This is a genomic window from Micromonospora zhanjiangensis, from assembly GCF_042650605.1.
Taxonomy (GTDB): domain Bacteria; phylum Actinomycetota; class Actinomycetes; order Mycobacteriales; family Micromonosporaceae; genus Micromonospora_J; species Micromonospora_J zhanjiangensis.
In genome coordinates this window covers 95,889-120,359 of sequence record NZ_JBHSBN010000003.1, presented here as the reverse complement: position 1 = coordinate 120,359, position 24,471 = coordinate 95,889, and the positions used below count along the sequence as shown (strand labels likewise).

The 24,471-nt window shown below is 72.6% G+C and carries 24 protein-coding genes and 1 pseudogene; 12 read left to right on the top strand and 13 right to left on the bottom strand.

Annotated elements, in window-relative coordinates:
* Nucleotides 1-366: 366 nt before the first annotated feature.
* Complete coding sequence (locus ACFOX0_RS06410; RefSeq protein WP_377543096.1) at nt 367-747, top strand: RDD family protein; 381 nt, start codon at nt 367-369, stop codon at nt 745-747.
* A 15-nt stretch (nt 748-762) separates the two neighbouring features.
* On the opposite strand, the gene ACFOX0_RS06405 is transcribed toward ACFOX0_RS06410, so the two are convergent.
* Complete coding sequence (locus tag ACFOX0_RS06405) at nt 763-1,452, bottom strand: DUF4191 domain-containing protein (protein WP_377542698.1); 690 nt, start codon at nt 1,450-1,452, stop codon at nt 763-765.
* Between the two features lie 308 nt (nt 1,453-1,760).
* On the opposite strand from ACFOX0_RS06405, the gene ACFOX0_RS06400 reads away from it, so the two are divergent.
* Both ACFOX0_RS06400 and ACFOX0_RS06395 read left to right on the top strand, forming a co-directional pair.
* Nucleotides 1,761-1,928, top strand: a complete 168-nt coding sequence (locus tag ACFOX0_RS06400) for a hypothetical protein (RefSeq protein ID WP_377542697.1) — start codon at nt 1,761-1,763, stop codon at nt 1,926-1,928.
* The gene (locus tag ACFOX0_RS06395) at nt 1,925-5,188 is read left to right on the top strand and encodes a helix-turn-helix transcriptional regulator (RefSeq protein WP_377542695.1); all 3,264 of its coding nucleotides are present in this window, start codon (nt 1,925-1,927) and stop codon (nt 5,186-5,188) included. Before ACFOX0_RS06400 ends, ACFOX0_RS06395 begins: the two co-directional genes overlap by 4 nt.
* A gap of 54 nt (nt 5,189-5,242) precedes the next feature.
* Here ACFOX0_RS06395 and lipA read toward each other — a convergent pair whose 3' ends face one another.
* Entirely contained in the window at nt 5,243-6,343 is a 1,101-nt protein-coding gene (gene lipA / locus ACFOX0_RS06390; RefSeq protein ID WP_377542694.1) for a lipoyl synthase, read from the bottom strand.
* Between the two features lie 350 nt (nt 6,344-6,693).
* Here lipA and aspS point away from each other — a divergent pair, with 350 nt between their 5' ends.
* A complete protein-coding gene (gene aspS / locus ACFOX0_RS06385; RefSeq protein WP_377543095.1) occupies nt 6,694-7,983 on the top strand; it encodes an aspartate--tRNA(Asn) ligase in 1,290 nt (429 codons plus the stop codon).
* 23 nt (nt 7,984-8,006) lie between these two features.
* Here the strand turns inward: aspS and nadE are convergent, their stop codons facing one another.
* Genes nadE through lipB form a run of 3 tightly spaced genes read right to left on the bottom strand, consistent with a single transcriptional unit; the run spans nt 8,007 to nt 9,983 of the window.
* On the bottom strand, nt 8,007-8,837 hold the full coding sequence (gene nadE / locus ACFOX0_RS06380) for an ammonia-dependent NAD(+) synthetase (RefSeq protein ID WP_377542692.1): 831 nt from the start codon (nt 8,835-8,837) through the stop codon (nt 8,007-8,009).
* A gap of 43 nt (nt 8,838-8,880) precedes the next feature.
* Nucleotides 8,881-9,273 (bottom strand): VOC family protein, encoded by a 393-nt coding sequence (locus ACFOX0_RS06375; RefSeq protein WP_377542690.1) that lies wholly within the window; start codon nt 9,271-9,273, stop codon nt 8,881-8,883.
* Between the two features lie 47 nt (nt 9,274-9,320).
* Nucleotides 9,321-9,983, bottom strand: coding sequence for a lipoyl(octanoyl) transferase LipB (gene lipB / locus ACFOX0_RS06370; protein WP_377542688.1), 663 nt, complete (start codon nt 9,981-9,983; stop codon nt 9,321-9,323).
* Nucleotides 9,984-10,188: 205 nt separating this feature from the next.
* Between lipB and ACFOX0_RS06365 the strand changes: the two genes are divergently transcribed.
* Complete coding sequence (locus ACFOX0_RS06365) at nt 10,189-11,133, top strand: type IV toxin-antitoxin system AbiEi family antitoxin domain-containing protein (protein WP_377542685.1); 945 nt, start codon at nt 10,189-10,191, stop codon at nt 11,131-11,133.
* Nucleotides 11,134-11,225: 92 nt separating this feature from the next.
* Here ACFOX0_RS06365 and ACFOX0_RS06360 read toward each other — a convergent pair whose 3' ends face one another.
* Nucleotides 11,226-13,145: a DUF2079 domain-containing protein gene (locus ACFOX0_RS06360; RefSeq protein WP_377542683.1), complete on the bottom strand. Its 1,920-nt coding sequence runs from the start codon at nt 13,143-13,145 to the stop codon at nt 11,226-11,228.
* Nucleotides 13,146-13,340: 195 nt separating this feature from the next.
* Between ACFOX0_RS06360 and ACFOX0_RS06355 the strand changes: the two genes are divergently transcribed.
* Complete coding sequence (locus ACFOX0_RS06355) at nt 13,341-14,777, top strand: extracellular catalytic domain type 1 short-chain-length polyhydroxyalkanoate depolymerase (RefSeq protein WP_377542681.1); 1,437 nt, start codon at nt 13,341-13,343, stop codon at nt 14,775-14,777.
* 64 nt (nt 14,778-14,841) lie between these two features.
* Here ACFOX0_RS06355 and ACFOX0_RS06350 read toward each other — a convergent pair whose 3' ends face one another.
* Both ACFOX0_RS06350 and ACFOX0_RS06345 read right to left on the bottom strand, forming a co-directional pair.
* The gene (locus tag ACFOX0_RS06350) at nt 14,842-15,942 is read right to left on the bottom strand and encodes a serine hydrolase domain-containing protein (RefSeq protein ID WP_377542679.1); all 1,101 of its coding nucleotides are present in this window, start codon (nt 15,940-15,942) and stop codon (nt 14,842-14,844) included.
* 126 nt (nt 15,943-16,068) lie between these two features.
* Nucleotides 16,069-16,983, bottom strand: coding sequence for a TIGR01777 family oxidoreductase (locus ACFOX0_RS06345; protein WP_377542677.1), 915 nt, complete (start codon nt 16,981-16,983; stop codon nt 16,069-16,071).
* A 192-nt stretch (nt 16,984-17,175) separates the two neighbouring features.
* Here ACFOX0_RS06345 and ACFOX0_RS06340 point away from each other — a divergent pair, with 192 nt between their 5' ends.
* From ACFOX0_RS06340 to ACFOX0_RS06315, 6 genes and pseudogenes are all read left to right on the top strand, one after another.
* Nucleotides 17,176-17,688 carry a DUF6244 family protein gene (locus ACFOX0_RS06340; RefSeq protein WP_377542675.1) on the top strand — a complete coding sequence of 171 codons (513 nt, stop codon included), beginning with the start codon at nt 17,176-17,178 and terminating at the stop codon, nt 17,686-17,688.
* 50 nt (nt 17,689-17,738) lie between these two features.
* The gene (locus ACFOX0_RS06335; RefSeq protein WP_377542673.1) at nt 17,739-18,110 is read left to right on the top strand and encodes a CdiA C-terminal domain-containing protein; all 372 of its coding nucleotides are present in this window, start codon (nt 17,739-17,741) and stop codon (nt 18,108-18,110) included.
* Between the two features lie 15 nt (nt 18,111-18,125).
* Nucleotides 18,126-18,353 (top strand): annotated as a pseudogene (locus tag ACFOX0_RS06330) (SitI3 family protein); the annotation flags it as partial.
* A 93-nt stretch (nt 18,354-18,446) separates the two neighbouring features.
* Nucleotides 18,447-18,947, top strand: coding sequence for a hemerythrin domain-containing protein (locus ACFOX0_RS06325; protein WP_377542672.1), 501 nt, complete (start codon nt 18,447-18,449; stop codon nt 18,945-18,947).
* A gap of 59 nt (nt 18,948-19,006) precedes the next feature.
* Entirely contained in the window at nt 19,007-19,534 is a 528-nt protein-coding gene (locus ACFOX0_RS06320) for a DUF6244 family protein (protein ID WP_377542670.1), read from the top strand.
* Between the two features lie 504 nt (nt 19,535-20,038).
* Nucleotides 20,039-20,146: a hypothetical protein gene (locus ACFOX0_RS06315; RefSeq protein ID WP_377542669.1), complete on the top strand. Its 108-nt coding sequence runs from the start codon at nt 20,039-20,041 to the stop codon at nt 20,144-20,146.
* Here ACFOX0_RS06315 and ACFOX0_RS06310 read toward each other — a convergent pair.
* The 5 genes from ACFOX0_RS06310 to ACFOX0_RS06290 all read right to left on the bottom strand — a co-directional run bounded on the left by ACFOX0_RS06310 (nt 20,116) and on the right by ACFOX0_RS06290 (nt 24,242).
* Entirely contained in the window at nt 20,116-20,331 is a 216-nt protein-coding gene (locus ACFOX0_RS06310; protein WP_377542667.1) for a DUF397 domain-containing protein, read from the bottom strand. The two genes, ACFOX0_RS06315 and ACFOX0_RS06310, sit on opposite strands and share 31 nt — an antisense overlap.
* Complete coding sequence (locus tag ACFOX0_RS06305) at nt 20,324-21,202, bottom strand: helix-turn-helix domain-containing protein (RefSeq protein ID WP_377542666.1); 879 nt, start codon at nt 21,200-21,202, stop codon at nt 20,324-20,326. Before ACFOX0_RS06305 ends, ACFOX0_RS06310 begins: the two co-directional genes overlap by 8 nt.
* Before the next feature lie 218 nt (nt 21,203-21,420).
* The gene (locus ACFOX0_RS06300) at nt 21,421-22,047 is read right to left on the bottom strand and encodes a response regulator transcription factor (protein WP_377542664.1); all 627 of its coding nucleotides are present in this window, start codon (nt 22,045-22,047) and stop codon (nt 21,421-21,423) included.
* The gene (locus ACFOX0_RS06295) at nt 22,044-23,186 is read right to left on the bottom strand and encodes a sensor histidine kinase (protein WP_377543094.1); all 1,143 of its coding nucleotides are present in this window, start codon (nt 23,184-23,186) and stop codon (nt 22,044-22,046) included. Before ACFOX0_RS06295 ends, ACFOX0_RS06300 begins: the two co-directional genes overlap by 4 nt.
* A 132-nt stretch (nt 23,187-23,318) precedes the next feature.
* Complete coding sequence (locus tag ACFOX0_RS06290) at nt 23,319-24,242, bottom strand: hypothetical protein (protein WP_377542662.1); 924 nt, start codon at nt 24,240-24,242, stop codon at nt 23,319-23,321.
* Between the last annotated feature and the right edge of the window lie 229 nt (nt 24,243-24,471).

Below are 24,471 nucleotides of genomic sequence, written 5' to 3'. Positions count from 1 at the left end.
CGTGGTGGCTGGGCTCGCTGGCGACGGTATGGCTGCGCGGTTGCCCGGGCATGTCTCCTGTGTTTCTGCCGTGTTACGTCGCCCCCGGACGGCCGGTGCGGTGCCCGATCGTACGGTTATCGCCCGACAATAGCCGAACAGGGTAGTTCGGGGAACTTTCACCTTTCGTCCGTTTATCAGTGCTCGATCGCGGCCCTGGCCGCGGCCGGCGATCCGTCGGTGCTCCCCGGCCCGCGAGCCGTCCGCCCGGCGCGACTACCCTCGACCACCGTGGCGACAGGGAACGACGACAGCAGCGCGACCTCGTTCGACGGCTCGACCGAGCCCACCGGCGGCCGGGAGGCCGCCCCGGGCGGGCCGACGCCGCTGGCCTGGCGGGCGGGCGCACCCGTCGACCTGGGCCGCCGGTTCGGCGCGCTGGGGATCGACTGGATCCTCTGCCTGCTCGCCTCGGGCCTGATCACCGACCCGCGGGTGGCCCCGTCCGGACCGGTGCTGATCCTGATCGCCGTGTACGGCTTCTTCGTCGGCCTGTTCGCACAGACCCCGGGCATGTACCTGATGAAGATCCGCTGCGTGGCGTACGCCGACGGCGGTCGGATCGGGGTGTTCCGGGGACTGCTCCGCGGCGTACTGCTCTGCCTGGCGGTGCCGCCCCTGATCATGGACGAGCAACGCCGGGGACTGCACGACCGCGCGGTCGGCTCGATCGTCGTACCGGTGCCGCGGGACCCGGCGGAACGCTGAGGGTCGCCGGACGGGTCAGCGACCGCGCATCTGACGGAACGCGCCCTTCGGCGGGCACATGTTCTTGGGGATCGCGCCCTTGGGCATCTGCGGCCGGGCCGACAGCGCCTTCAGCCGCTTGTCGAGCGCGTTGATGTCCTTGCCCTTGAGGTGCGGCGGCAGCCGCATCAGGGTGGTCCGGAGCTTACGGATGGGCAGCTCGCTGTCGCCCTGGCCGATCACGTAGTCGTGCAGCGGCGCGTTGCCGATGACCTTGGCCAGCCGGCGCTTCTCCTGGCCGAGCAGGCTGCGCACCCGCTGCGGGTTGCCCTCGGCGAGCAGGATCACGCCGGGCTTGCCGATCACCAGGTGCACCATGTCCATCTGGGTGGTGGAGCTGACCACCGGGGTGACCCGCCAGTCGCCGCGCATGTTCTCCATGATCTGCGCGGCCGCGCCGGGCTGCCCCTCGGCGGCGCTCATCATGGCGGTGTTGGACCGCAGGTTCAGCACGATCAGCAGGCCGAGCAACGCCAGCAGGACGCCGATCGGCAGCCAGAGCCAACCCCAGGCCATCACGGCGACCGCGGCGAGCGCGAGCGGGATCAGCACCGCGCCGGCGGCGAGTGGCAGGAACCACTTGTCGCGTTTGGCGGTGAACGAGAACACCATCCCGATCTGCTTCAGCCGCTGGCCGAACGAGACCTTCTCCTGGGGCTTTGCCATGACCCGAAGTCTAGTGGGCCGCCCCGCCCGCGTTGACCCGCGGCCACCCCGTCGGGCCACGCCGTGGGGCCACCCTGTCGGGCCACGCGGCCACCCTGTCGGGCCACGCCGTCCCGCCACCGGACACCGGGGTGGGAGCGGGTAAGTACCTTACGGCCTCCCACCCGCCGGGCGGGCCGGGGTAAGGAGGGCAGGCGGGTCGGGAATGCGGCTGGGTACCGATGTGGGCGGGGGTGCTGCGGGCGAAAAGTAGGTGTCGGCAGAGGGAAGACCGACCAACCACCCGCAGGGAGCACACCATGCACGGCATGAACGACGTCCACCTGATGCTCGACATCCACCGCGAGCGGTCCAGCGAACTGCGTGCCGAGGCGGCCGCCGACCGGTTGGCGCGCGCGGTACCCCGGCACGGGCCCGGCCGGACCTGGCGCAGCCGCTGGCACGTCGGCGGCTCGCGTACCCCGGACCTGTCGTGACCGGGCCGGCCACCGCGCCGGCGCTGTCCCGCCCGGGTCCGACGACGCCCGGCGGCGAGGTCACCGACCACGCCCGCCGGGCGTCCGGCGCCGGCCCGGCGTCCGGCGCCGGACCGGTGGCTCTGTCCGAGGGGCATGGCATCCTCGATCCCGTGACCATCCGAGACAGCGGCAAGGTGCTGGTCGGGCGGCGGGCCGAACTGGCCACGCTGCTCGACGCGGCCGGGCGTACCCGGGACGGCGACCCCGCCGTGGTGCTGGTCGGCGGCGAGGCGGGGGTGGGCAAGACCCGACTCGTCGAGGAGTTCGGCCGGCGGGCCGTGGCCGGCGGCGGGCAACTGCTGGTGGGGCACTGCCTGGAGCTCGGTGAGGAAGGGCTGCCGTTCGCGCCGTTCGCGGCGGCGCTGCGGGACGTGCTGCGCCGGGCCGGCCCGGCGGTGTTCGCCGGGCGGGAACGGGAACTGGCCCGCCTGCTGCCGGAACTCGCCCGGGTGCCGGCCGCCGTCCCCGGGGCCGGGCCGGACCTCGACGAATTCGACCGCCCGCCGGGCGGGCGACGACCGACGGACGCCGGCGACGTCGAGTCGTACCGGGTGGATCCGCCGTACGCCCACCGCGGCTACCTGTTCGACCTGGTTGCCGGGTTGTTCTCCCGACTGGCGACGCGAGCCCCGCTGGTGCTGCTGATCGAGGACCTGCACTGGGCGGACCGGTCGACCCGGGACCTGATCTCGTTCCTGGTGCGCGCGGCCCGGCCGGCCCGGGTGATGCTGGTCTGCACGTACCGCACCGACGAACTGCACCGGGGCCACCCGCTCCGTCCGTTCCTGGCCGAACTCGACCGGGCCCGGGGCGTCGAGCGGTGGGAACTCGACCGGTTGGACCGGGACGGCACGGCGGAGATCCTCACCGGCCTGCTCGGCACCGAACCGCCGCCCCGGGCCGTCGACAGCATCCACGACCGCACCCAGGGCAACCCGTTCTTCATCGAGGAACTCGCGGCCGCCGGCGACCCGGCCGGCTGTGTCGACCTGCCCGGCACCCTGCGCGACCTGCTGCTGGCCCGGGTGGACAAGCTGCCCGAGCCGGCGCAGCGGGTGCTGCGGATCGCCGCGGCGGGCGGCACCCGGATCGCGCACGGCCTGCTCGCCGAGGTGGCCGGTCTGCCGGACACCGAGCTGGAGGAGGCGTTGCGCGCCGCCGTGGCGGCCCAGCTGGTGGTCGCGGATCCGGACGGCGGCTACGAGTTCCGGCACGCGCTGGTACGCGAGGCGGTGCACGACGACCTGCTGCCGGGCGAGCACGCCCGGCTGCACGCGCGGTACGCTGCGGCGATCGAGGCCCGCCCGGACCTGGTCGCCGCCGGGCGGGCACCCGCCGAGGTCGCACACCACTGGTACGCCGCGCACGACCGTCCCCGGGCCCTGGTGGCCGCCCTGGCGGCCGCCCGGGCCGCGCGCACCCGCTACGCGTACGCCGAGCAGAGCCGGCTGTTGGAACGCGTGCTCGAACTGTGGGAGCAGGTCCCGGACGCCGCCGAGCGGCTCGAAATGGACCACCTGGCGCTGCTGGAGGAGACGCTGGTCGCGACCTCCAGCGCCGGCGACTACACCCGGGCGCTGAAGCTCGACCGGGCCGCCCTGGCCGAGGTGGACCGGGCCGTCGAGCCGCTGCGCGCGGCCCGCCTGCTGACCCGGCGCGGTCGCCTGCTGCGGGTGCTCGGCAAGGCCGACGGCCTGGAGCAGTCCCGCGAGGCGTACCAGCTTCTGGCGGGACCGGGCGGACCCGGCGGTCCCGGCGACGGTGACCCGGACGGTGGCCCGGCGCACGGCGCGGTCGCCGATCCGGAACGGGCGCGGTTGCTGGCCGACCTGGCCGGCCAGTTCAGCCGGGCCGACCGGGCCGAGGGTGCCCGGATCGCGGCCGAGTCGATGGCGGTGGCCGTCCGGTCCGGTGACCCCTCCGCGCTGGTCGCCGCCACCCTCGCCGTGGCCAAGAACCGCGGCCCCGGCACCGCCGCCGAGTCGGCCCTGGCCGACCTGCGTCGGGCGGAGCAACTCGCGCGGACGGCGCAGGACCCGTCCGCGGTGGTGAAGACCCTGGTCGACATCTCCGACCTGCTCTGCAGGGCGGGCCGGTACGAGGAGTCGGCGCGGGCGGCGGCGGACGGCATGACCGAGGCCCGGCGGTACGGCATCAGCCGCTCCACCGGCGCCTTTCTGCTGTCCAACCGGGCCGAGGCGCTGCTGGCCCTGGGCCGGTGGGACGAGGCCGACGAGATCTGCGGCGAGGCGGCCCGGCTGGACCCGATCGCCACCCTCGGCCTGCACTGGTTGGAACTGCGGGCCCGACTGTGGCTGGCTCGGGGCGACGCGCGGGCCGAGGAACTGTTCGCCCGCGCGGTCGGCTTCCTCGGCCGACCCTTCCTGGACGCCCAGCAGCGGCTGCCGCTGCGCGAGCTGCGCATCTGCGGTGCGCTGGCGGTCGGCGCGGCGCCGGAGGCGGTGGCCGCCGCCTGGGAGGGGCTGGCCGACGAGGCGCTCGACCAGCAGCCCCGCTACGGCTGGCCACTGCTGGCCGCCGTCGCCGAGGTCGCGCGGTACGCCGGGGACGAGTCGTTGCGGGCGCGGGTGCGGGAACGGGCCGGCCTGTCCGGCGACGACGCCCACGCGCAGAGCACAGCCGCGGCCGGTGACCGGTCCGTCGGGCCGGCGGGGCGGCCCCGGGTGCTCGTGGCCCGGTACCCGGCCGAACTCGCCTGTGCGGCGCAGGTCGCCGCGTCGACCGCGGAAACCGCCGAGGCGTTGCCCCGCTGGCGGGCCGCGGTGGCCGCCTGGCGCGCCGACGGGCAGCCCTACCGGTTGGCGCGGGCGTTGCTCGCGCTGGCCGAGGCGGCCGCCGGTGCGGGGGACCGGTCGGCCGCCGCGGCGGCGATCGAGGAGGCCGGTGACATCGCCGACCGGCTCGGCCTGCGGCCGCTGCGGGAACAGGCGGCGGTGCTGGCCCGCCGGGTCGGGCTGCGTGACGCGGGCCGACCGGGACCGGCAGCCGACCTGCTCACCGTCCGGGAACGGGAGGTGCTCCGGCTGGTCGCCGAGGGGAAGAGCAACAGCCGGATCGCCGAACAGCTCTACATCTCACCCAAGACGGCGAGCGTGCACGTCTCCCGGATCATCGCCAAGCTGGAGGTCAGCAACCGGGTCGAGGCGGCGGCCGTCGCCCACCGCCTCGGCCTGCTGGACCCCGCCCCCGCCGGCTGACGACGGAGGCGCACGCAGGTGTGGTCAGGTAGCCGGACGACGGCGCGGGTCGGGTCAGCGGGCGTCGGCCGGGACCGTCGCGTCGCGCGCGTCGAGGGCCTGCCGGTAGAGCCGGCCGGCCCGGTACGACGAGCGCACCAGCGGTCCGCTCATCACCCCGGCGAAGCCGATCTCCTCGGCCTCGGTCTTCAGCTCGACGAACTCCTCCGGCTTCACCCAGCGCAGCACCGGGTGGTGCCGCGGGGTGGGGCGCAGGTACTGGGTGATGGTGATCAGCTCGCAGCCGGCGTCGTGCAGGTCCCGCAGGGCCTGCGACACCTCGGCCCGCTCCTCGCCCATGCCCAGGATCAGGTTGGACTTGGTGACCAGCCCGGCCGCCCGGGCCTGCCGGATGACGTCCAGCGACCGCTCGTAGCGGAACGCCGGCCGGATCCGCTTGAAGATCCGCGGCACCGTCTCGACGTTGTGCGCGAGAACCTCGGGCCGGGAGCCGAACACCTCGGCGAGTTGCTCCGGCACCGCGTTGAAGTCGGGAATCAGCAGTTCGACGCCGCAGCCGGCCTGCAGGGCGTGGATCTGCCGGACCGTCTCGGCGTACAGCCAGGCCCCGCCGTCGGGCAGGTCGTCCCGGGCGACGCCGGTGACCGTGGCGTAACGCAGACCCATGGTGGCGACCGACTCGGCGACCCGGCGCGGCTCGTCGGCGTCGAACTCGGCCGGTTTGCCGGTGTCGATCTGACAGAAGTCGCAGCGCCGGGTGCACTGGTCACCGCCGATGAGGAAGGTCGCCTCCCGGTCCTCCCAACACTCGTAGATGTTGGGGCAGCCGGCTTCCTGGCAGACGGTGTGCAGGCCCTCCTTGGCCACCAGACCGCGCAGATGGGTGTATTCCGGTCCCATCTTCGCCTTGACCTTGATCCACGGCGGCTTCCGCTCGATCGGCGTCTCGGCGTTGCGCGCCTCGATGCGCAGCAGGCGCCGGCCCTCGGGAGCGGCGTGCCCGCTCGGCCGGGGGGCCTCGGTGGTCAGGGTTCCGCCGCGTCCGCTGCCGGTCGCGGTGGGCTGCTCGGAACGCTCGATGGTCACAACTGCGAGCGTACGCCCGGGTAGCTGGTCGATGAACCGTTGGCGACCGGGCTCACCTTCTTTGATCATGTGACACCCCTCACCAGGCGCTCGAAATTCGGTGTTACAGGCGTGACCGGACCCACTACCGTCGGCGCCAACAGCGACGACGGAGCCGAGTAGCGCCTCGACCACCGGAGTCGGAGAGAGCCGCCGGTAGCTGCGAGGGCGGTACTCCGGCCGGGGTGCGAAGACCCTCCCGAGCTGCGGGAGGAACGGCGCCGCCCGGCGCCCAGTAGAGCCCGCCGGCTGGCCCCCGTCACGGGCGACCAACAAGGCCACCGGCCGCGGTGTCGGTGGTGAAGGTGTGGTGGCACCGCGAGTTCCCGCTCGCCCACGCCTCCCGGGGTCGCGTTGCGCACATCGAGGAGGTCGTCCACATGCAACGCATCCTGTCCAACGAACTGCCCGCGTACGTCGGCGAACGGGTCACCGTGGCCGGTTGGGTGCACCGACGGCGGCTGCTCAAGGCGGTGGCCTTCCTGATCCTGCGGGACGCCGGCGGCCTGGCCCAGATCGTGGTCACCGAACCCGAGGCACGCGACCGGCTGGCGGCGCTCACCGAGGAGACCGTGGTCGAGATCGTCGGTACGGCGGTCGCGAACGACACCGCACCGACCGGCGTCGAGCTGCACGAACCCGTGGTACGGGTGCTGGGCTCGCCGGCCGTACCGCCGCCGTTCGACCTGTACCGGCCGACCCTGACGGCGACCCTGCCCACGCAGCTCGACCACGCGCCGCTGGCCCTGCGCCACCCGCGCCGGTCGGCGGCGCTGCGGATCTCGGCCGCCGCGGCCGGCGGCTTCCGGTCCGCCCTGGACCGGCTCGGCTTCGTCGAGACACACACCCCGCGGATCGTCGCGTCGGCCACCGAGTCCGGCGCGAACGTCTTCGCCCTCGACTACTTCGGCCGGCCCGCCTACCTGGCCCAGTCGCCGCAGTTCTACAAGCAGCTGATGGTCGGGGTGTTCGAGCGGGTCTACGAGGTCGGACCGGTGTTCCGCGCCGAACCGCACGACACGGTGCGGCACCTGGCCCAGTACACCTCGCTCGACGCGGAGTTGGCGTTCGTCGCCGACCACCGGGACGTGATGGCGGTACTGCGGGAGGCCCTGGCCGGGATGCTCGGCGCGGTCGCCGACCGAGCCGGCGCGGCCCTCGACACGCTCGGGCCGGTGGCGCTGCCCGAGGTGCCGGCGCAGATCCCGGCGGTGCACTTCACCGAGGCGCTGCGGATCGCGGGCGCGCCGCCGGACGAGCCCGACCTGGCCCCGGCGCACGAGCGGGCGCTGGGCGAATGGGCCCGCCGCGAGCACGGGTCGGGCTTCCTCTTCGTCACCGGCTACCCGATGGCGAAGCGGCCGTTCTACACCCATCCGGACCCGGCCCGGCCGGGCTACTCAAACGGGTTCGACCTGCTGTTCCGGGGCGTCGAACTGGTCACCGGCGGGCAGCGGCTGCACCGGCACGCCGACTACCTGGCGGCGCTGGCCGCCCGGGGCGAGCCGACCGGGCCGTACGCCGGTTACCTGGACGCGTTCGCGCACGGCATGCCGCCGCACGGCGGTTTCGCCATCGGCCTGGAACGCTTCGTCGCCCGGCTGACCGGGGCGGCCAACGTCCGGGAGGTGACCGCGTTCCCCCGCGACCTGCACCGCCTCACCCCCTGAGGCGGCGACGGGCGACCCGGGCGTTACGGGGCGATCGGCGGTTGCCGCTTGTGGTCGGTGGCCCGATAGCGGGCCTCCAGCCGCTCCGCCACCTCGGCCGGGACCGGCCGGCCCTCCAGGTAGTCGTCGATCTGCTCGTACGTCAGGCCCAGCGCGTCCTCATCGAGCCTGCCGGGTGCCAGGCTCTCCAGGTCGGCCGTGGGTGGCTTGCCGACCAGGTCGGCTGGGGCGCCGAGCGTCTCGGCGAGCGCCCGGACCCGCCGCTTGGTCAGCCCGGTGAGCGGTACGACGTCCGCCGCGCCGTCGCCGTACTTGGTGAAGAACCCGGTGGCCGCCTCGGCCGCGTGGTCGGTGCCGACGACCAGCCCCGCCGTCGCCCCGGCCACCGCGTACTGGGCGATCATCCGCTGTCGGGCCTTGACGTTGCCGAGCACGAAGTCCTGCGCGGCGGCGTCGGCGAAGGTCAGCCCGCCGGCCAGCAGCGCCGCCAGGGCGGCGTCGCTGGCCGGCTTGACGTCGACCGTGAGCACCCGGTCCGGCCGGATGAACGCCAGTGCCGCCTGCGCGTGGTGCTCGTCGGCCTGCACCCCGTAGGGCAGCCGCATCGCCACGAAGGTCGCCGGGTGGCCGGCCTGCCGGGCCCGCTCGACCGCGAGCTGGCACAGCCGGCCCGCGGTGGTGGAGTCCACCCCGCCGCTGATGCCCAGCACCAGCGTGGACAGCCCGGCGTCGACCAGACGGTCGGCGAGGAAGACGACCCGTCGCTCGATCTCCGTGGCGGCGTCGAAGGTCGACGGCACCCGCAACTGCTCGGCGATGAGCCGCCGCTGGGTGGTGGACGCGATGTCGGTCATCGGATTCCTTCCGGTCGGACGGGGTCGGGCGGGGTCGGGCGGATCAGGCCGGGCCGAGCAGGTCCCAGGAGTTGCCGGCCAGGTCGCGGAAGACGGCGACCTTCCCGTACGGCTCGGAGCGCGGTGGGCGGACGAACTCGACGCCGGCGTCGAGCATCCGGCGGTGGGTGGCGTCGAAGTCGTCGACCCGCAGGAAGAAGCCGACCCGGCCGCCGGTCTGCGCGCCGACCGCCGCCTCCTGCCGTTCGCCGTCGGCGCGGGCCAGCAACAGCCCGGTCCCGCCACCCGGCGGACGGACCACCACCCACCGCTTCGGCCGGCCGTCGGTGGTCAGCGAGGGGGAGTCCTCGACCAGCTCGAAGCCGAGTACGCCGGTGAAGAAGGCGATCGCCGGGTCGTAGTCGGGCACGACCAGGGTGACGAGATCGAGATGCACCGGCCCAGCCTGCCACGACCACCGCCGTGGCTCAGCGCGGCGGGGGTTCAGTCCTGGACGGTGACCAGGGTGGGCAGGTGGCGCTCGACGACCGGGAGCACGTCGGCCACGGTGACCGGGCGGCCCAGCTCGGCGGTCAGCGAGGTGACACCGGCGTCCCGGATGCCGCACGGCACGATCCGGTCGTACCAGCCCAGGTCGCAGTCGCAGTTGATCGAAAAGCCGTGCTGGGTCACCCCACGGGCCACCCGGATGCCGATCGCGGCGACCTTGCGGGCCGGACCGCGCTCGTCCTGCGGCACCCAGACCCCGCTGCGCCCCTCGATCCGGGTGGTGGTCAGGCCGAACTCGGCGCAGACGTCGATCAGCAACTGCTCGGTACGCCGGACGTAGGCCACCACGTCGACCGGCTGGCCGCTCTCGGCGCCGGGCAGCGTGATGATCGGATAGCCGACCAGTTGCCCGGGACCGTGCCAAGTGATCTTGCCGCCCCGGTCGACGTCGACCACGGGGGTGCCGTCGGTGGGCCGGTCCCACGGCTCGGTCCGCTTGCCGGCGGTGTAGACGCTCGGGTGCTCCAGCAGCAGCACCGTGTCCGGTCGCTCACCGGCGACCACTGCGGCGTGCACCCGCCGCTGCTCGTCCCAGGCGGCCTCGTAGTCGACCAGGCCGGCCCGCACCGCCACCAGCCCCGGAATCGTCGTCGTCACACCGCCCAGCGTAGTCCCCGCACCCCGCCCCGGACCCGGTGAGCCGGCTCACCCACACCTGATGATCCGGAAGACTTTTGCTGGTCCAGGCAAGCAGAACTCTTCCGGATCATGGAGGGGGTTCCGGTAAGGGGCGGTCGCGGTTTTCCACAGGGGGTGACCACGGGGTGGCGGGAGTCGGTGCCGGAAGGCCAGCCTGTGCCACATGTTCGACGAACTCGTGGCCCGGCAGCACGGGGTGGTGACCCGGCAGCAGGCGTACGCGGCGGGGCTGACCAGGGCACAGATCGAGGCACGGCTGCGGTCCGGGCGCTGGCAGCGGATGATCGGGTGGACCTACGCCACCTTCTCCGGCGTCCCGCCGCGCCGGGCGGTGCTCTGGGCGGTGGTGCTCCGGGCCGGGCGGGGTGCCACGCTGAGCCACGAGACCGCCGCCGAGCTACAGGGCCTGACGGACCGGCCGGCTCCGCTGGTCCACGTGACCGTCCCCGCAGGTCGTCGGGTGGAGCCGATGTCCGGCGTCGTCGTGCATCACGCGGCCGCCATCGACCGGGCTCGGCACCCGACCCGGCTGCCGCCGCAGACCCGGATCGAGGAGACGGCGCTCGACCTGGCCCAGCGGGCACGCACCCTGGACGAAGCGGTCGGCTGGCTGTCCAGGGCGTGCGGCGGTCGGCTCACCACGGCGAGTCGGCTGCTCCGAGCCATGGCGGTCAGGGCCAGGGTGCGGTGGCGGGCCGAACTCACGGCGGCGCTCGGCGACGTCGCGGACGGCTGCCACTCGCTGCTCGAACTGCGTTACCTGCGGGGCGTCGAACGGGCACACGGCCTACCGACCGGTGAGCGGCAGGCCGCTCGGTCCAGACGCGGCGGTCGGTGGTACGACGACGTGCGTTACCGCCGGTACGGCACGCGGGTCGAACTGGACGGTCGGGCCGCGCACCCGGTTGACCGGCGGCGGCGGGACGCCCGGCGGGACAACGCGGCCGCCGTCAACGGCGAGACGACGCTGCGGTACGGCTGGTCCGACGCGACCACCGGCGCCTGTGACACCGCCGCCGAGGTGGCAACCGTGCTGCGCCGTAACGGCTGGGTCGGTCGCCCGCGTCCCTGCCGAACGGATTGCCCAGCCCCAACACAGACCCGCTGACCCCGACCCGTTCGACCACCGCCCGGCGCACATCACGTGATCCGGAAGAGTTTTGCTTGCCTGAACGAGCAGAACTCTTCCGGATCATGCAACTAGGCGGATGGGACGCGCCAGAGCCAGACGTCGTCGACGCGGTGCGGGGGACCGAGCAGGTCGGTGCCGGCGCGCAGCAGGGCGTCGTGGTGGACCGGGTACTTCGCGCCGTGGATCCGGTCGGCCAGCACCACCGCCTGGACCCGCCAGTGGCGCAGGTCGTCGGCCGCCGCGGCCCGTTCGGCGGGACCGATCGACGGCACCTCGCCGGTCCGGCCCACCTCGGCCAGGAGCGCGTCGGTGGCCCGGGGCACCGGGCCGATCCGGCCGCGGTCGTCCGGGCCGCCCGGGCCGAGGAAGAAGCCGGACGGGATGGCGAACTCGCCCTGCCGGTGCGCCAGCGCGTACGCCTGCCAGCGCTGCCCGTCCGGGGTCACGTCCAGGGTGAACGGCAGCGGTGCCAGCACCCCGCCCGGGCTGACGTAGTCCCGCCAGGCGCCGGAGGTGATGAACGTCGGCACGGGTTCCCGCCGCACGGTGAGCAGGCTGGTCGGCAGCAGGGGCAGCAGCGCCAGCGCGAAACCGACCGCCCAGCCGAGGCGTACCCGGCGGGGGGCGGGCGGGTCGGCGAGCAGGGTGTCCACCGCGTACGCCAGCAGCAGGCCGAGCACCGGCCCGACCACCAGGGCCAGCCGGGACGGCAGCGCGGCGTTGAACACCGGCAGGTGCCCGACCAGGGCGTACGGCAGCGGGATGCCGGGGAACATGCCGAGGAACTTCACCCGGGGTCCCCAGGACAGCACGGTGAAGACCCCGGCGGTGACGGCGAGCGCGCGCAGGGTGGCCCGCCGGGCCGGGTCGGCGCGCCGCCACAGCAGGACGAAGCAGGCCACCGCCAGGATCAGCAGCGGCAGCCCGAAGAACGAGTTCTCCTCGGTCGGGTTGGCCGCGAGCCGGGTGCCCAGCCCGGCCGCCCCGGCCACCGACCGCCGGGGGTACGCCCCGTACGCGGCGACGTCCTCGGCGTGGATGGTGGGGCTGAACCCGGTGCCGTGGAACCGTTGCGGACCGAGGAAGTGCAGCCACAGCGGGTAGGCCAGCAGGACCAGCGACACCGCGCCGGCGACCGCCAAGCCGCGGGCGAAGCCGGGCAGCAACTCCCGGGTCTCGGCGCGGCGGGCCGGGTGCCACGCGCGGGCGCCCAGGAAGACGGCGCAGGCGAGGGCGGTGAAGAAGAGCGCCTCGGCGGCGATGGAGAAGGTGACCGCGACCAGGACGCCGAGCACGATCCCGGCGCGGATCCGGTGTCGCGGGCGGGCCAGCCGGAAGACCCAGTGGAGCAGGAGCGGGACCAGCCAGCCGGCGGTCCAGTTGAGGTGCGCGTTGGCGTGCGTGACCATCCCCGGCGCGAACCCGATGAACAGCGCGCCGACCCCGGCGGCGATCCGGCGGCGTACCAGGGGAGTGAGCCGCCCCCCGGCGGCGCCGGCAGCGTCGCGGCCCGGGCCCGCGGCGCCGGTGCGGGGGGCGAGCAGGTGGCGGGAGAGGAACCAGTACCAGGCGCCGGCGGTGGCGACGAGGTTGAGGGTGAGGATGACCAGGAAGGTCGCCGGCGGGCCGATGAGGTAGGTCAGCGGGGCGAACACCGCCGCGTACACGGTGATCGAGGTGTTGACCGCGAGGTTGACCCCGTCCGGCACGTTGATCAGGTACGTGAACAGCGGGTTCTCGCCGTGCGTGAGGGCGTGCGCGCCGAAGGCCAGCAGCCACTCGAACAGCGACTGGTCGCTGGAGTTGACCGCGACGGCCCGCTGGTTCGGGTCGGCCCACAGGCCGCTGGTGACCCAGCCGGCGAGCGTCACGGCGAGCAGGACGACGACCAGATCGACCCGACGTCCGGCGCGTCGGTCCGGATCGGTCGCCGCCGGGCGGGACGGTTCCGGCGACGGGTCGGTGGTCAGGGCGGGGGAGAGCGGCACGGGCGGCAAGGCTACCAAGGTTCGCTGAATTGCCCGGTCAACCCGGCGGGAGTGCGGCGGAAATGTGGTCGGGCGCCATCGACACACAGCGGCATTGATGGATATGTGCCGGCCGCCCATGTCACGCGCCGGTAAAACCGTCGTAATGTTCCGGCAATTCGGGGGTGACTCGGCTCACAACTCGGGAGGCCGCTCGTGCGTCGCCACAGATCCGTCCTCGTCCGGCTGGCCCGGGCGCTCGCCGTGCCCGTCCTGGTCGCAGGCGTGGTGCTCGCCGCCGCCGCGCCGGCGCAGGCCGCCGCGCTGACCCAGGTGGCCAGCTTCGGCTCCAACCCGGGCAACCTCAACATGTACGCCTACCGGCCGGACGGCCTGCCCGGCGGCGCCCCGGCCGTGGTACTGCTACACGGTTGCACCCAGAACGCCAGCACCTACCTCACCAACTCCGGCTGGCAGAAGTTCGCCGACCAGTGGAAGTTCGCCCTGATCGTGGCCGAACAGAAGAGCGCCAACCAGGCGCTGTCCTGCTTCAACTGGTTCACCGAGGGGGACATCACCCGGGGTCAGGGCGAGGCGCTGTCGATCAAGCAGATGGTCGACTACGCGAAGAGCAACTACGGCACCTCGGCCGGCCGGGTCTACGTCAGCGGGCTGTCCGCCGGCGGGGCGATGACCTCGGTGATGCTGGCCACCTACCCGGACGTCTTCGCCGCCGGTTCGGTGGTGGCCGGCATCCCGTACCGGTGCTCGCCACCGGCGTCCACCAGCACCTGCCAGTACAGCGGCGTCGACCAGACCCCGGCGAGGTGGGGCGACCTGGTGCGGGCGGCGTATCCCGGTTACTCCGGTCCCCGGCCGCGGGTGTCGGTCTGGCACGGCACCTCGGACAGCACCGTCGTACCGGCGAACGCCACCGAGTCCCGCGACCAGTGGACCAACGTGCTCGGCGTGTCGCAGACCCCGACCAGCACCTCGTCGCTGCCCGCCGGGACCAGCCTGGAGGTCTACGGCAACGACGCGGTGCGGGTCTACCGGGTGTCCGGGATGGGCCACGGCACGCCGGTGGACCCGGGCTCGGCCGCCGACCAGTGCGGCACCGCCGGGGCGTACTTCCTGGACACCATCTGCTCGGCCTACCGGGACGCGCTGTTCTTCGGGTTGAACACCCCGGGCGGCGGCGATCCGGGCGGTCCGGGGGCGCCGGCCGCGCCGACCGGCCTGACCGTCACCGGTACGACCGACAGTTCGGTCTCGCTGAGCTGGTCCGCGGTGAGCGGCGCCACCGGCTACCACGTCCACCGCAACGGCACGAAGGTGACCACGTCCCCGGTGACCGGCACGGCGTACACCGATTCCGGGCTCAGCCCCGCGACCGGCTACAGCTACGCGGTGAGCGCGGTGAACGCGACCGGCGAGGGCCCGACCTCGGCGACGGTGTCGGCCAGCACCGGCGGCGCCGCGCCGGTCTGCGTCACGGCCAGCAACTACGCGCACGTCGCCGCCGGCCGCGCCTACCAGTCCCTCGGGTACGCCTACGCGAACGGCTCCAACCAACGGATGGGCCTGTACAACACCTTCAACACGAGCACCCTCAAGCAGACCGGCCCGAACTACTGGGTGATCGGCTGCTGACCCGCCGGCCCGGTCGTCGTGGCACTCCGGCCGCGACGGCCGGGAGCCGAGCCCCGCGGGTGGGTCAGGCGACGGCGTCGCGGATGAGGGCGCGCAGGTCCTCCATCGGGTCGTCGCCGTCGCCGCCGACGCGCAGGAGGTTCTTGGTGGCGGCGACGGTCAGGCCCCGGTCGGGGAACGCGCCGGCCAGGCTGCCGCCGCTGCCGCTGCAGCCGAACCCGCCGGCCTCGACGGCGTACCCCAGGGTGCGGGAGGTTTCCATGCCGAACACCCAGTCCGGGCCGGTGACCGCCACCGCCGACACCTCGGCGAGGCGGGCGGGGGAGATGAGGCGTACCCCGTCCACCTCGCCGAGCAGGGCGGCGTACATCTTCGCGGCGGCGCGGGCGGTGAGCGTGCCGGTGGCCGGCAGGTCGGCGCGCAGGATCTCCCGGCGGTTGGCCAGTTCGGCGGTGGTGAGGGCGCCGGGTGGCAGCACCCGCCCCAGGTTCTCGACCTGCGCGGCGAACCCCGCCATGGCCGCCGCGTAGCCGTCGTCGACAAGCGGCGCGACCCGGTCGAGCCGGTCGTTGGGTACGCCGAAGTACAGCTCGCCGGCCACGCCGAGCGGGGCGGCGACGTCGTCGGCCAGTACCCGCGACACGGTCCGGCCGGTGGCCCGGCGCACCGTCTCGCCGACCAGCCACCCGTACGTCCAGGCGTGGTAGCCCTGCCGGGCGCCGGGCTCCCACAGCGGTTCGGCGGCGGCGACGACCGCGCACATCCGGTCCCAGTCGGCGAGGTCCGCCGGCGTGATGTCGGCCGGCAGGGCCGGGACGCCCGCGGTGTGGGTGAGCGCGTGCCGCAGCGTGATCCCACCCTTGCCGTGCGCGGCGAACTCCGGCCACACGTCGGCGATCCGCAGGTCGTAGTCGAGTTCGCCGCGCTCGGCCAGCACGTGCACGACCGTGCCGGTCAGTCCCTTGCCGGTCGAGTAGCTGAAGAACGGGGTGTCCGGGGTGACCGGCCGCCCGGTCGCGGGATCGGCGACCCCGGCGCAGACGTCGACGATCTTCTCGCCGTGCAGGTAGGCCGCGACCTGGACGCCGAGCTCACGGCCCGAGACCACCAGCTCCTCGACCCGCTCGCGGACCCGGTCCTGCAACGTTGTCCAGTCGTGTGCCACGTCGCGTCACCCTGCCACAGCACTCGCCCGCCCCGACACCGAATTTGCCGTGCCGGGTGGCCGGGTTGGGTACATCTGTTGCCGCGGTGACGACAACAGGTGCACCCAACCCGGCCCGACCGCCGGCTACGCGGCGAGCCGGTCCGGGTCGAGGGCGGCGCGCAGGGCTTGGGGCAGGGTCTCGTGGCGGTAGTCGAAGTCGGCCCGGCGCAGCACGCCGGGCAGCACCCGGGCGCTGTTCAACATCTCCTGCGCCAACCCGCCGAAGGCGACCTTCAGGGCCACCCCGGGCACCACGAACGGCGCCGGCCGGTGCAGCGCGGCGGCCAGCTCCCGGGTGAACTCGGCGTTGGTGACCGGGGCCGGCCCGACCAGGTTGACCGGTCCGGCGAGGTCGTCCCGGTCGAGCAGGAAGACCACCGCGTCCAGCCAGTCGGCCAGCGATATCCACGGCACCCACTGCCGGCCGCTGCCCAGCCGGCCGCCGACGCCCAGCTTGAACGGCAGCAGCTGCGGCTTGAGGAAACCGCCGTCGCGGTGCAGCGGGTAGCCGCTGCGCAGCCGCAGCACCCGTACGCCGGCGTCCTCGGCGGGGCGGGTGGCGGCCTCCCAGACCCGGCACAGGTCGGCCAGGAAGTCGTCGCCGGCCGGCGCGTCCTCGGTGACCTCCCGGTCGCCGGTGTCGCCGTACCAGCCGATGGCCGAGGCGTTGAGCAGCGCCCGCGGCCGGTCGGCGGCGGGCAGCCCGGCGATGGTGGTGGCCAGCAGGCCGGTGGTGTCCAGCCGGCTGGTGCGCAGCAGGCGCTTGTAGTCCTCGGTCCAGCGTTTGTCGCCCACCCCGGCGCCGGCCAGGTTGACCACGACGTCGGCCGCGGCGACCGTACCCGGGTCGAGGTGACCGGACGACGGGCTCCACCGTTGCTCGTCGGTCGCGCCCGGCGGGCGCCGGACCAGTCGGGTCACCTCGTGCCCGGCGGCGCTGAGCCGGTCGACCAGCCGGGTGCCGAGGAAACCGGACGCGCCGGCCATCAGGATCTGCATGGTTCCCATCTTCGCCGATCGGGCCGTATCCGCATGCCGGCGGGCCGGTTCGGTGGCGCACCCCGTCAAATGATCATTGATGGTGATCAAAGACCGTGGAATTTCCAGCGATTTCCGAAAGTTTCTCGAAATTGCGACTGTTCGATACTTTGATTGGTCCGCAACGAGTTGTGGCGAGAGGACCTTGAGTCGATGTCGCACATCGAAAGGATCAGCGGTGAATTGTCCGCGCTGTCGTCCGGTGCGGAGGCGGCCGCCGTCGCCCGCCAGGCGGAGGAGACCGCCGCCCGCGCCGCCGAGGCCGGCTTCACCGCCGTCGCGGCCGGCATGGCCCGGGTACGTCACGCGGTGCAGCAGATCCAGGGCCGTCTCGGTGTGCTCGCCAGCTCGGTCGGTGAGGCGGCCCGAGCCACCGCGGCTGTGCCGCAGGGGACGTCGCCGGACGACACGATCACCGGGCTGAAGCCGGTACGGATCGCGATCGACCAGGCCGGCGAGGTCGCCGCCGGGCTCGGCGCCGAGGTCGACCAGGCGCAGCGCCTGGTCATCGTGAGCCTGCAGGGCGGGCAACCCGGGTCGATGCTGTCGGCGCTGGAGGGCATCAGGCAGATCCTGGTCCAGCTCGTGCAGCGGGTCGGCGCCGCCCGGCGGCACGTCGACGCGGCGGTGGCCGAGGCCCGGCAGTTGGGGGCGGTGGGAAACTGACCGGGGCTGGCGGCGCGCCACCGCCGACCAGCCCTCCGGCAGACCCACCGGTGCCCTGGAAGCGGCGCCCGAGCGGCCCGCCCGGCGGGTCGCCGACCGGTCGCCCGGCCGGGATCAGCCCCCGGGACAACGGGACGACCCGGCGCTCGTTGGAGATGCAGAACCCCGACTACCTGATCGAAGGGCATGTATTCGACTGCTACTCGCCCAAACCCGACACGAAGGTGCGCAACGTATGGACCGAGGTCTCCAAAAAGGTTGCTGATGATCAGACTCAGCGGGTGGTGCTGAACCTCCAGGACTGGCGAGGTGATCTTTCAGCGATGCGGACACAGTTCGACGACTGGCCGATGCCCGGCCTGAAGGAAGCCGTGGCACTGACGAGAAACGGTTCGCTCGTGCAGATCGTCCCGCGGCACTGAGGAGAGGCGGCGTCCATGGCTATCCAGTACCGGTTGACGTTGGCGGGCGACCTGCCGTTGGAGGAGATCGCGCACCTCGCCGCGCCGGAGGCAACCGAAGAGCCCGCGCTGCCCGGCTATCCACGGCTGTTCGGTGCCAACCTGAAGGAGGAGCGTGGCTACTACGTGACCATCAGGGCGGGCCGGAACGGCTACTACGGCGGCACGGACGACGACGGGTCCGAATGGGAGTGGGAACCCGACGGACGTCGCGTTCGGCTGACACCCCCCGGGGCCCGGCGTTTTCGCCGGCCGGTGGCCGGGTAGCAGGGCTGGCGACCGTTCGAGGAGGCCGACATGTCCACCGATGCCATCGTGTTGCTCAAGCAGGACCACAAGGAGATCAAGAAGCTGTTCAAGGAGTTCCAGGACGCCGGGGAGGACGCCACGAAGCGCAAGGGCGACATCGTCGGCCGGATCCTCGAAGCCCTGACCGTGCACACGTACATCGAGAACGAGTGCATGTACCCGGAGACCCGCAAGCTCCTGCCGGACATCGAGGACGACGTGCTGGAGTCGTACGAGGAACACCACGTCGCCGACGTACTCTGCGCCGAACTCGCCGCGATGGACCCGGACGACGAGCGGTTCGACGCCAAGACGACGGTGCTGATCGAGAACGTGACCCACCACATCGAGGAAGAGGAAGAGGAGTGGTTCCCCAAGGTCCGCGAGGGCCTGGGGCGCAAGAAGCTCCAGGAGATCGGCGAGCGGATGATCGAGCTGCGTAAGACCGCCCCGCGCAAGCCGAGTGACCCGAAGGCGCTGAAGAAGGCCGTCGACGCCGTCACCGCGTAACACCCACGGGGTAAGTTGAGCGCTTCTCGCATCAATCCGTGACGAGAGGTGTCCGACGGGTGTCACACATCGACCAGATCAGCGGCGAGCTGGCGGCACTGACGGCCGGCGTGGAACGCGCCCGGGGCCAGGCCGCCGCCGTCGACAAGCAGGCCCAGGAGATCGCCCTGCGCGCCGCCGGTGCCGGCTTCGCCGCCGTGGCGGCCGGCATGACCCGGGTACGCGACGCGGTACAGCAGATTCAGGGCCGGCTCGGCGCGCTCGGCAACACGGTCGGCGAGGCGGCCCGGGCCACGGCGGCGGTGCCGCAGGGCGGCTCCCCGCAGGACACCATCGACGGGCTGACGCCGGTGCGCAGCGCCGTCGACGAGGCCCGGGACGCCGCCGCCGGGATCGGCGCGGAGGTCGGCCAGGCGCAGCAACTCGTCACGGTCGTCCTGCAGGGCGGGCAACCCGGGCCGATGCTGTCGGCACTGGACAACATCAAGCAGATCATGGCCCAGTTGGTGCAGCGAGCCGTTACCGCCCGACAGCACGCCGACGCGGCGGTCGCCGAGGCGCGGCAGTTGGGCTCGGCGGGAAACTGACCAGGGCTGGTCGCGATACTCCGCCGACCAGCCCCGCCCCCGACGCCTCGTCGTCGGCCGCGGACCCTGCGTCGACCGGCTCCGACGCCGCCGACCGGGGCGTCCCGTGGACGAGGCAACCCACCGGCGTGCCCGGCGGAACGCCGACCGGCCATCCGACGAGAATTCGGCCACAGAACGACGATCCGACGCGACGCGCGTTGGAACTGGAGAACGCATGCGCCGAAATGCTCGCCACCAGGGGCTACCGCGTTCACCAGAACCCCAGCAAGCCAGAGGTCGTCGATGCGCGGCAGAGGACGGGCGACGCGGGAAACCCGGAAAAGGATCCGGATTATTTGATTGAGGGCGCTGAAGGAAGCTACGTCGACATATATGGGGGAGAAAACGGTTACTACGACGCCGACGGCGGGGATGGCTCGCAGTGGGAGTGGGAGCCGGGCGACTATGTTGATGTGAACTTTGGAATGCAGAAGTTTTTTCCGAACCGAGGACGCCGCGCTGGTGCTGAACGGCAACCATCTATTGTTGACACGCGTCAACGGCGTGGTGAGCAAGCACAACCTGAGCTGGTGGGAGAACTACGGTCTGGCGGACGCCACGTTCGAGTGACCGCCGGACCTGACCGCGTGGACGAAGTCCGTCCATCGGGCGGGGACGAAGGTCAGCGCCGGGCCGTCGGGGTCCTTGCTGTCGCGTACGGCGACCAGACCGAGCAGGTTGTCGGCCACCTCGACACAGTTGCCCTCCGCGCTCCGGCTGCTCTTGCGCCAGTTGGCGCCAGTCAGGTCAGTCATCGAAGGTCTCCTTGATCACGGTTGCTATCAGATCTTCCGATGCACGCCGGTCCAAGGCAAGGTTTTCCAGCATGCACCAAGCGTCGGTGTAGGTTTCCAGCTCCGTTGACTTGTCGAGGTACAGCGCCCCGGTCAGAGACTCGCAGTACACCGTGGATGGATCCGCCGGTCGCGTGCCTATCGCCGGATAGTCCATGATGACGAATGCGCCTGCGACGGAGGCGCCGTGCGGGCCGACCGACGAGGGCAGCACCCGCAGGCTCGTGTTGGCCGGTTGGGTCCCGTTGACCAGGTGGGCGAGTTGTCGACGCCACGCCTCTGTGTCCGCGATCGGTCGACGTAGCACCGCCTCGTCGATGATTGCCTCGAACCTGGGAGCGGCCGGGCGTTGGCGAGCCAGCAGCCGCTGTCGTTCCATTCGCAACGCGACCTTCCGTGCCATCTCCTCGGGGCTTCGTCCTGGCTTGGCCTGGAAGATGACGGTGGCGTACTCGGGGGTCTGCAGCAACCCGGGGATGAGGGCGGGTTCGTAGTTCCGGATGTGTGCGGCGGCGGCTTCCAGGCCCACGTACAGCTCGAACCAGGAAGGGATCACGCCGTCGTAGGCGTGCCACCAGGCCTTCGCCTTGCTCTCGAGCGCCAGGCTCACCAGCACGTCGGTCAGTTCTTTGGGTGTCCCGTAGAGCTGGCATATCAGCACGACGTCATGGGTGCGCAGTGAGGTCTGGCCGCTTTCGAGGCGGTACATCTTCGCCCTCGACCACTCCAGCGCCTCGGCGGCGGCTTGCAGATTGATGCCCGCCTCCTGGCGCGCCTGCCGCAGCAGTCGGCCGAGTTGGCGCCTCGGTACCGAGGAACCCACTTCGGACACGTGATCTCCCAGTCTCAGTTGGCGAGTGGCGGCGTCTCAGATGGAACAGTCTGTCGGCCTCAATGATGCAGCGTCAATCTTTCTTCGTCAATTTCGAAGTGAGACATCTCAGATCTTGGTTGCGGTGGTCCATATTGCTGGTGGCGCGGCTGGTGGGCGGGTTCTCCGGCCGGGCGCCGGGAGCCGGGCGTCAGTCTCGACGTGCTGGGGCGCGGGCTTCAGGCGGCGCGGCCGAACAGGGCCAGGCGTACCCGGTTGGGGCTGTCCGTCTTGGTCATCAGGCTGGTGATGTGGGTCTTGACCGTGGTGACACCGATGTGGAGTCGATCGGCGATCTCGGTGTTGGACAGGCCCTCCGCGACGAGGGTCAGCACGTCCCGTTCGCGGGCGGTGAGGCCCGACACCGGCCGTGGTCCCCCGGCGTGGGCGCGCACCGCCCGTTGGACCAGACGGCGCAGCACCTCCGGGCTGAACGGGCTGTCGCCGACGGCGGCCCGACGGATGCCGTCCAGCAGCTCGGCCGGGGGTGCGTCCTTGAGCAGGAACCCACAGGCACCGGCGGTCAGGGCGGGATAGAGGTGGTCGTCGTCGCCGAACGTGGTCAGCACCAGGATGCGGGTGGTGGGGCGGTCGGCGAGGATCCGGCTGGTCGCGGTGATCCCGTCGACGGAGGGCATGCGCAGGTCCATGACGACGACGTCGGGACGGAGCCGGGCGGCGAGCGGAATCGCCTCCCGGCCACTGCCGGCCTCCCCGACGACCTCGATGTCGGGTTGCGCCTCGCAGAGCATCCGCAGCCCCGCTCGGATGAGGTGCTGGTCGTCGACCAGCAGGACCCGGATCACACCGGCTCCGGTGCGACAGCCACGGCCGGGAGGACGGTACGTGCCCGCCACCCGGTGCCCGTCGGGCCCGCCTCCAGCTGGCCGCCGAGGACCTCGACGCGCTCGCGCATGCCGATGATGCCGTGACCACCGGCGGTCGGCACCCCGCCGCGCCCGTTGTCCGTGACCTCCCAGTACACCGCGCCGTCGCGGACGGCGACCACCAGCCGCGCGAGCGCGGACGCCCCGGCGTGCTTGGCCACGTTGGTCAGTGCCTCCTGGGTCAGTCGCAACACCGCCATGCCGCGTACCGCGTCGAGTGAATCGATCGCCGGATCGAGGTCGGCCTCGACGGTGACACCGGCCTGACGGGCCCGGTCGACCGCCGCGCCGAGCGCCGCCGGCAGCGCCGAGGGCTCGATCGCGGTCAGTGCCGCGTCACCGCGTACCCCGTCTGGGTTGCGGAGCACCGCCACCAGCCGGCGCAGTTCCGCGAGGGCCGCCGTGCCGGTGCCGTGCACGTCGTCGAACACCTCGCCCACCCGGGAGTCCAGGTCGGTGAGCACGTGCCGAGCCACGCCCACCCGCAGCACCATCGACGCCACGTGATGCGCCACGACGTCGTGCAGTTCGCGGGCGATGGCGCCGCGTTCGTCGGCGCGCGCCGCGCGGCTCTCCGACTCGTGCTGTCGCTGTTCGGCCGCCGCCTGCTCCTGAGCCTGTCGGGCCAGTTCCCAGTTGGCCCGAATGACCAGGCCGAGCAGCAACGGCATGCCGACCTCCAGGGCCAGCCCGACGACGCCGGCCGTGAACCGGTCAGCTGGGAACCGGTTGCCCGGGCCACCGATCGAGTCGGTCAGTTCGACCACCGCCAGCAGCCCCGCCGCCGATCCGATGGTTCGGGCGCGACGCGTCCGCATGGTGAACTCCAGCAACGACCAGCTCGCACCCACCTGGTTGATCACGATGTCGTCGACCAGGGCGATCGCCGTCGCCAGCAGCGCGGCCTGGACCACCAGGTTGGCCACCGGGAGACGATGCAACGTCAGCCCCCCGGCGAACGCCGCCACCGCGAGGATCCACTGTGCGGTCGTCGGCGTGCGTCCGCCCTGGGTGAGGAAGACCAGATAGCCCACCCCACTCAGGACGATCAGCACCATCCGCACGAGCGCGTCGCGCGTGTCCCACAGTCGTGCCGCCCGCCACACGGGCTCAGCCTAGGCGCTGCGGCTCGGGGGCACGAGCATACTGTCGTCTGGTCCGGGCCCCGGGCCCGGTGGTCCCGGTCGCGGTCATGCGGCCAGCGCCAGTTCCGGGCGGCGGCGAGCCAGCACCAGGCCACCGACGGTCCCGGTCGCGACGACCAGCGCCGCGACGGCAGCCAGGGTGCCGGTGTCCGGCCGCAGCAACGGTTGCCCGCGCAGGGCCTGCCAGGTCAACAACACCGTGAGTACGCCGTACGCCGCGCCCGCCACGACCACGAGCCGGGCCCGGGTGTACTCGTCCAGCCGCGCACGGAGCCGGTTCAGCAGGATCGCCAGGAGCGGCAGGGCCTGCAGGGCGTGCAGCCCCACGAAGTGCCCGATCCGCAGGTCCCCACCCGTGGTGCTCCATCCGACCAGTGGCAGGCCCGCCCCGCCGTCGGGCACGCCCACGCTGTGCGCGCCGCCGATCCCCTCGATCCCCGGGTCCTGCATCGGCAGCACCATCGGCACCGCCGCCGACATTCCCAGCAGCGACAGGCCGAGCCCCCAGCCCACCGCGGTCCGGGCGACCCGGTCGGAGATCCGTCGGATCAGCACCACGATCCCGATGACGAGGTGTGCGAAGAACAAAACCGTGATCAGTACGCCCATCGTCGCGACGAGGACGGTGTTCAGGGGCGTGCTGGCATTGAAGTGGCTGGGCTGCCCGCGTACGACCTGCCCGACGATCCACGCGTTCTCGAGCACCGCGACCGCGACGATGAGCGTGGCCATCCTCGTCGCGAGCCGGCTCCGACCCGGCAGCAGCGTGAGCAGCCACGCGAGGGTGGCGCCGTACAGCACGAAGGACACCGCGAACTTGAACGGCTTGAGCCAGATCGGCGCCCCGATGAGGACGCGAGGGTCGACGACGATGCCGACCGCGGCGACGACGGCGAGGATCGCCATCGCGAACACGAGAACCATCAGTGGGCGGTGCCAGTGCGCCGCCCGATGCGAAACGGTAGTCATGTCTGTAGATGCTCGCGGCGGTGCCGGCCGGATGCGTCCGACCGTGAGCCCCGGCTGCGGCCGACGGTCCGAGCACGATCTCCTCCCTGGGTAGGAGGCGGAGCCCTCGGCGCGATCGGTGCTGCGATTCCCGAGGAAGCGGGAAGCGCCCCGGTCCGGGTCGGACCGCGGCGCCGTCAGGTCAGGCGTACGGGGTGGGTCAGGCCAGGCCCAGGTCCGCCTCGAAGTT

Coding starts and splice junctions, on each gene's coding strand:
- ACFOX0_RS06405 (WP_377542698.1), bottom strand. CDS start 1,452: ATGGCAAAGCCCCAGGAGAAGGTCTCGTTCGGCCAGCGGCTGAAGCAG.
- ACFOX0_RS06400 (WP_377542697.1), top strand. CDS start 1,761: ATGAACGACGTCCACCTGATGCTCGACATCCACCGCGAGCGGTCCAGC.
- lipA (WP_377542694.1), bottom strand. CDS start 6,343: ATGATCAAAGAAGGTGAGCCCGGTCGCCAACGGTTCATCGACCAGCTA.
- aspS (WP_377543095.1), top strand. CDS start 6,694: ATGCAACGCATCCTGTCCAACGAACTGCCCGCGTACGTCGGCGAACGG.
- nadE (WP_377542692.1), bottom strand. CDS start 8,837: ATGACCGACATCGCGTCCACCACCCAGCGGCGGCTCATCGCCGAGCAG.
- ACFOX0_RS06365 (WP_377542685.1), top strand. CDS start 10,189: ATGTTCGACGAACTCGTGGCCCGGCAGCACGGGGTGGTGACCCGGCAG.
- ACFOX0_RS06345 (WP_377542677.1), bottom strand. CDS start 16,983: ATGCAGATCCTGATGGCCGGCGCGTCCGGTTTCCTCGGCACCCGGCTG.
- ACFOX0_RS06340 (WP_377542675.1), top strand. CDS start 17,176: ATGTCGCACATCGAAAGGATCAGCGGTGAATTGTCCGCGCTGTCGTCC.
- ACFOX0_RS06325 (WP_377542672.1), top strand. CDS start 18,447: ATGTCCACCGATGCCATCGTGTTGCTCAAGCAGGACCACAAGGAGATC.
- ACFOX0_RS06310 (WP_377542667.1), bottom strand. CDS start 20,331: ATGACTGACCTGACTGGCGCCAACTGGCGCAAGAGCAGCCGGAGCGCG.
- ACFOX0_RS06295 (WP_377543094.1), bottom strand. CDS start 23,186: ATGGTGCTGATCGTCCTGAGTGGGGTGGGCTATCTGGTCTTCCTCACC.
- ACFOX0_RS06290 (WP_377542662.1), bottom strand. CDS start 24,242: ATGACTACCGTTTCGCATCGGGCGGCGCACTGGCACCGCCCACTGATG.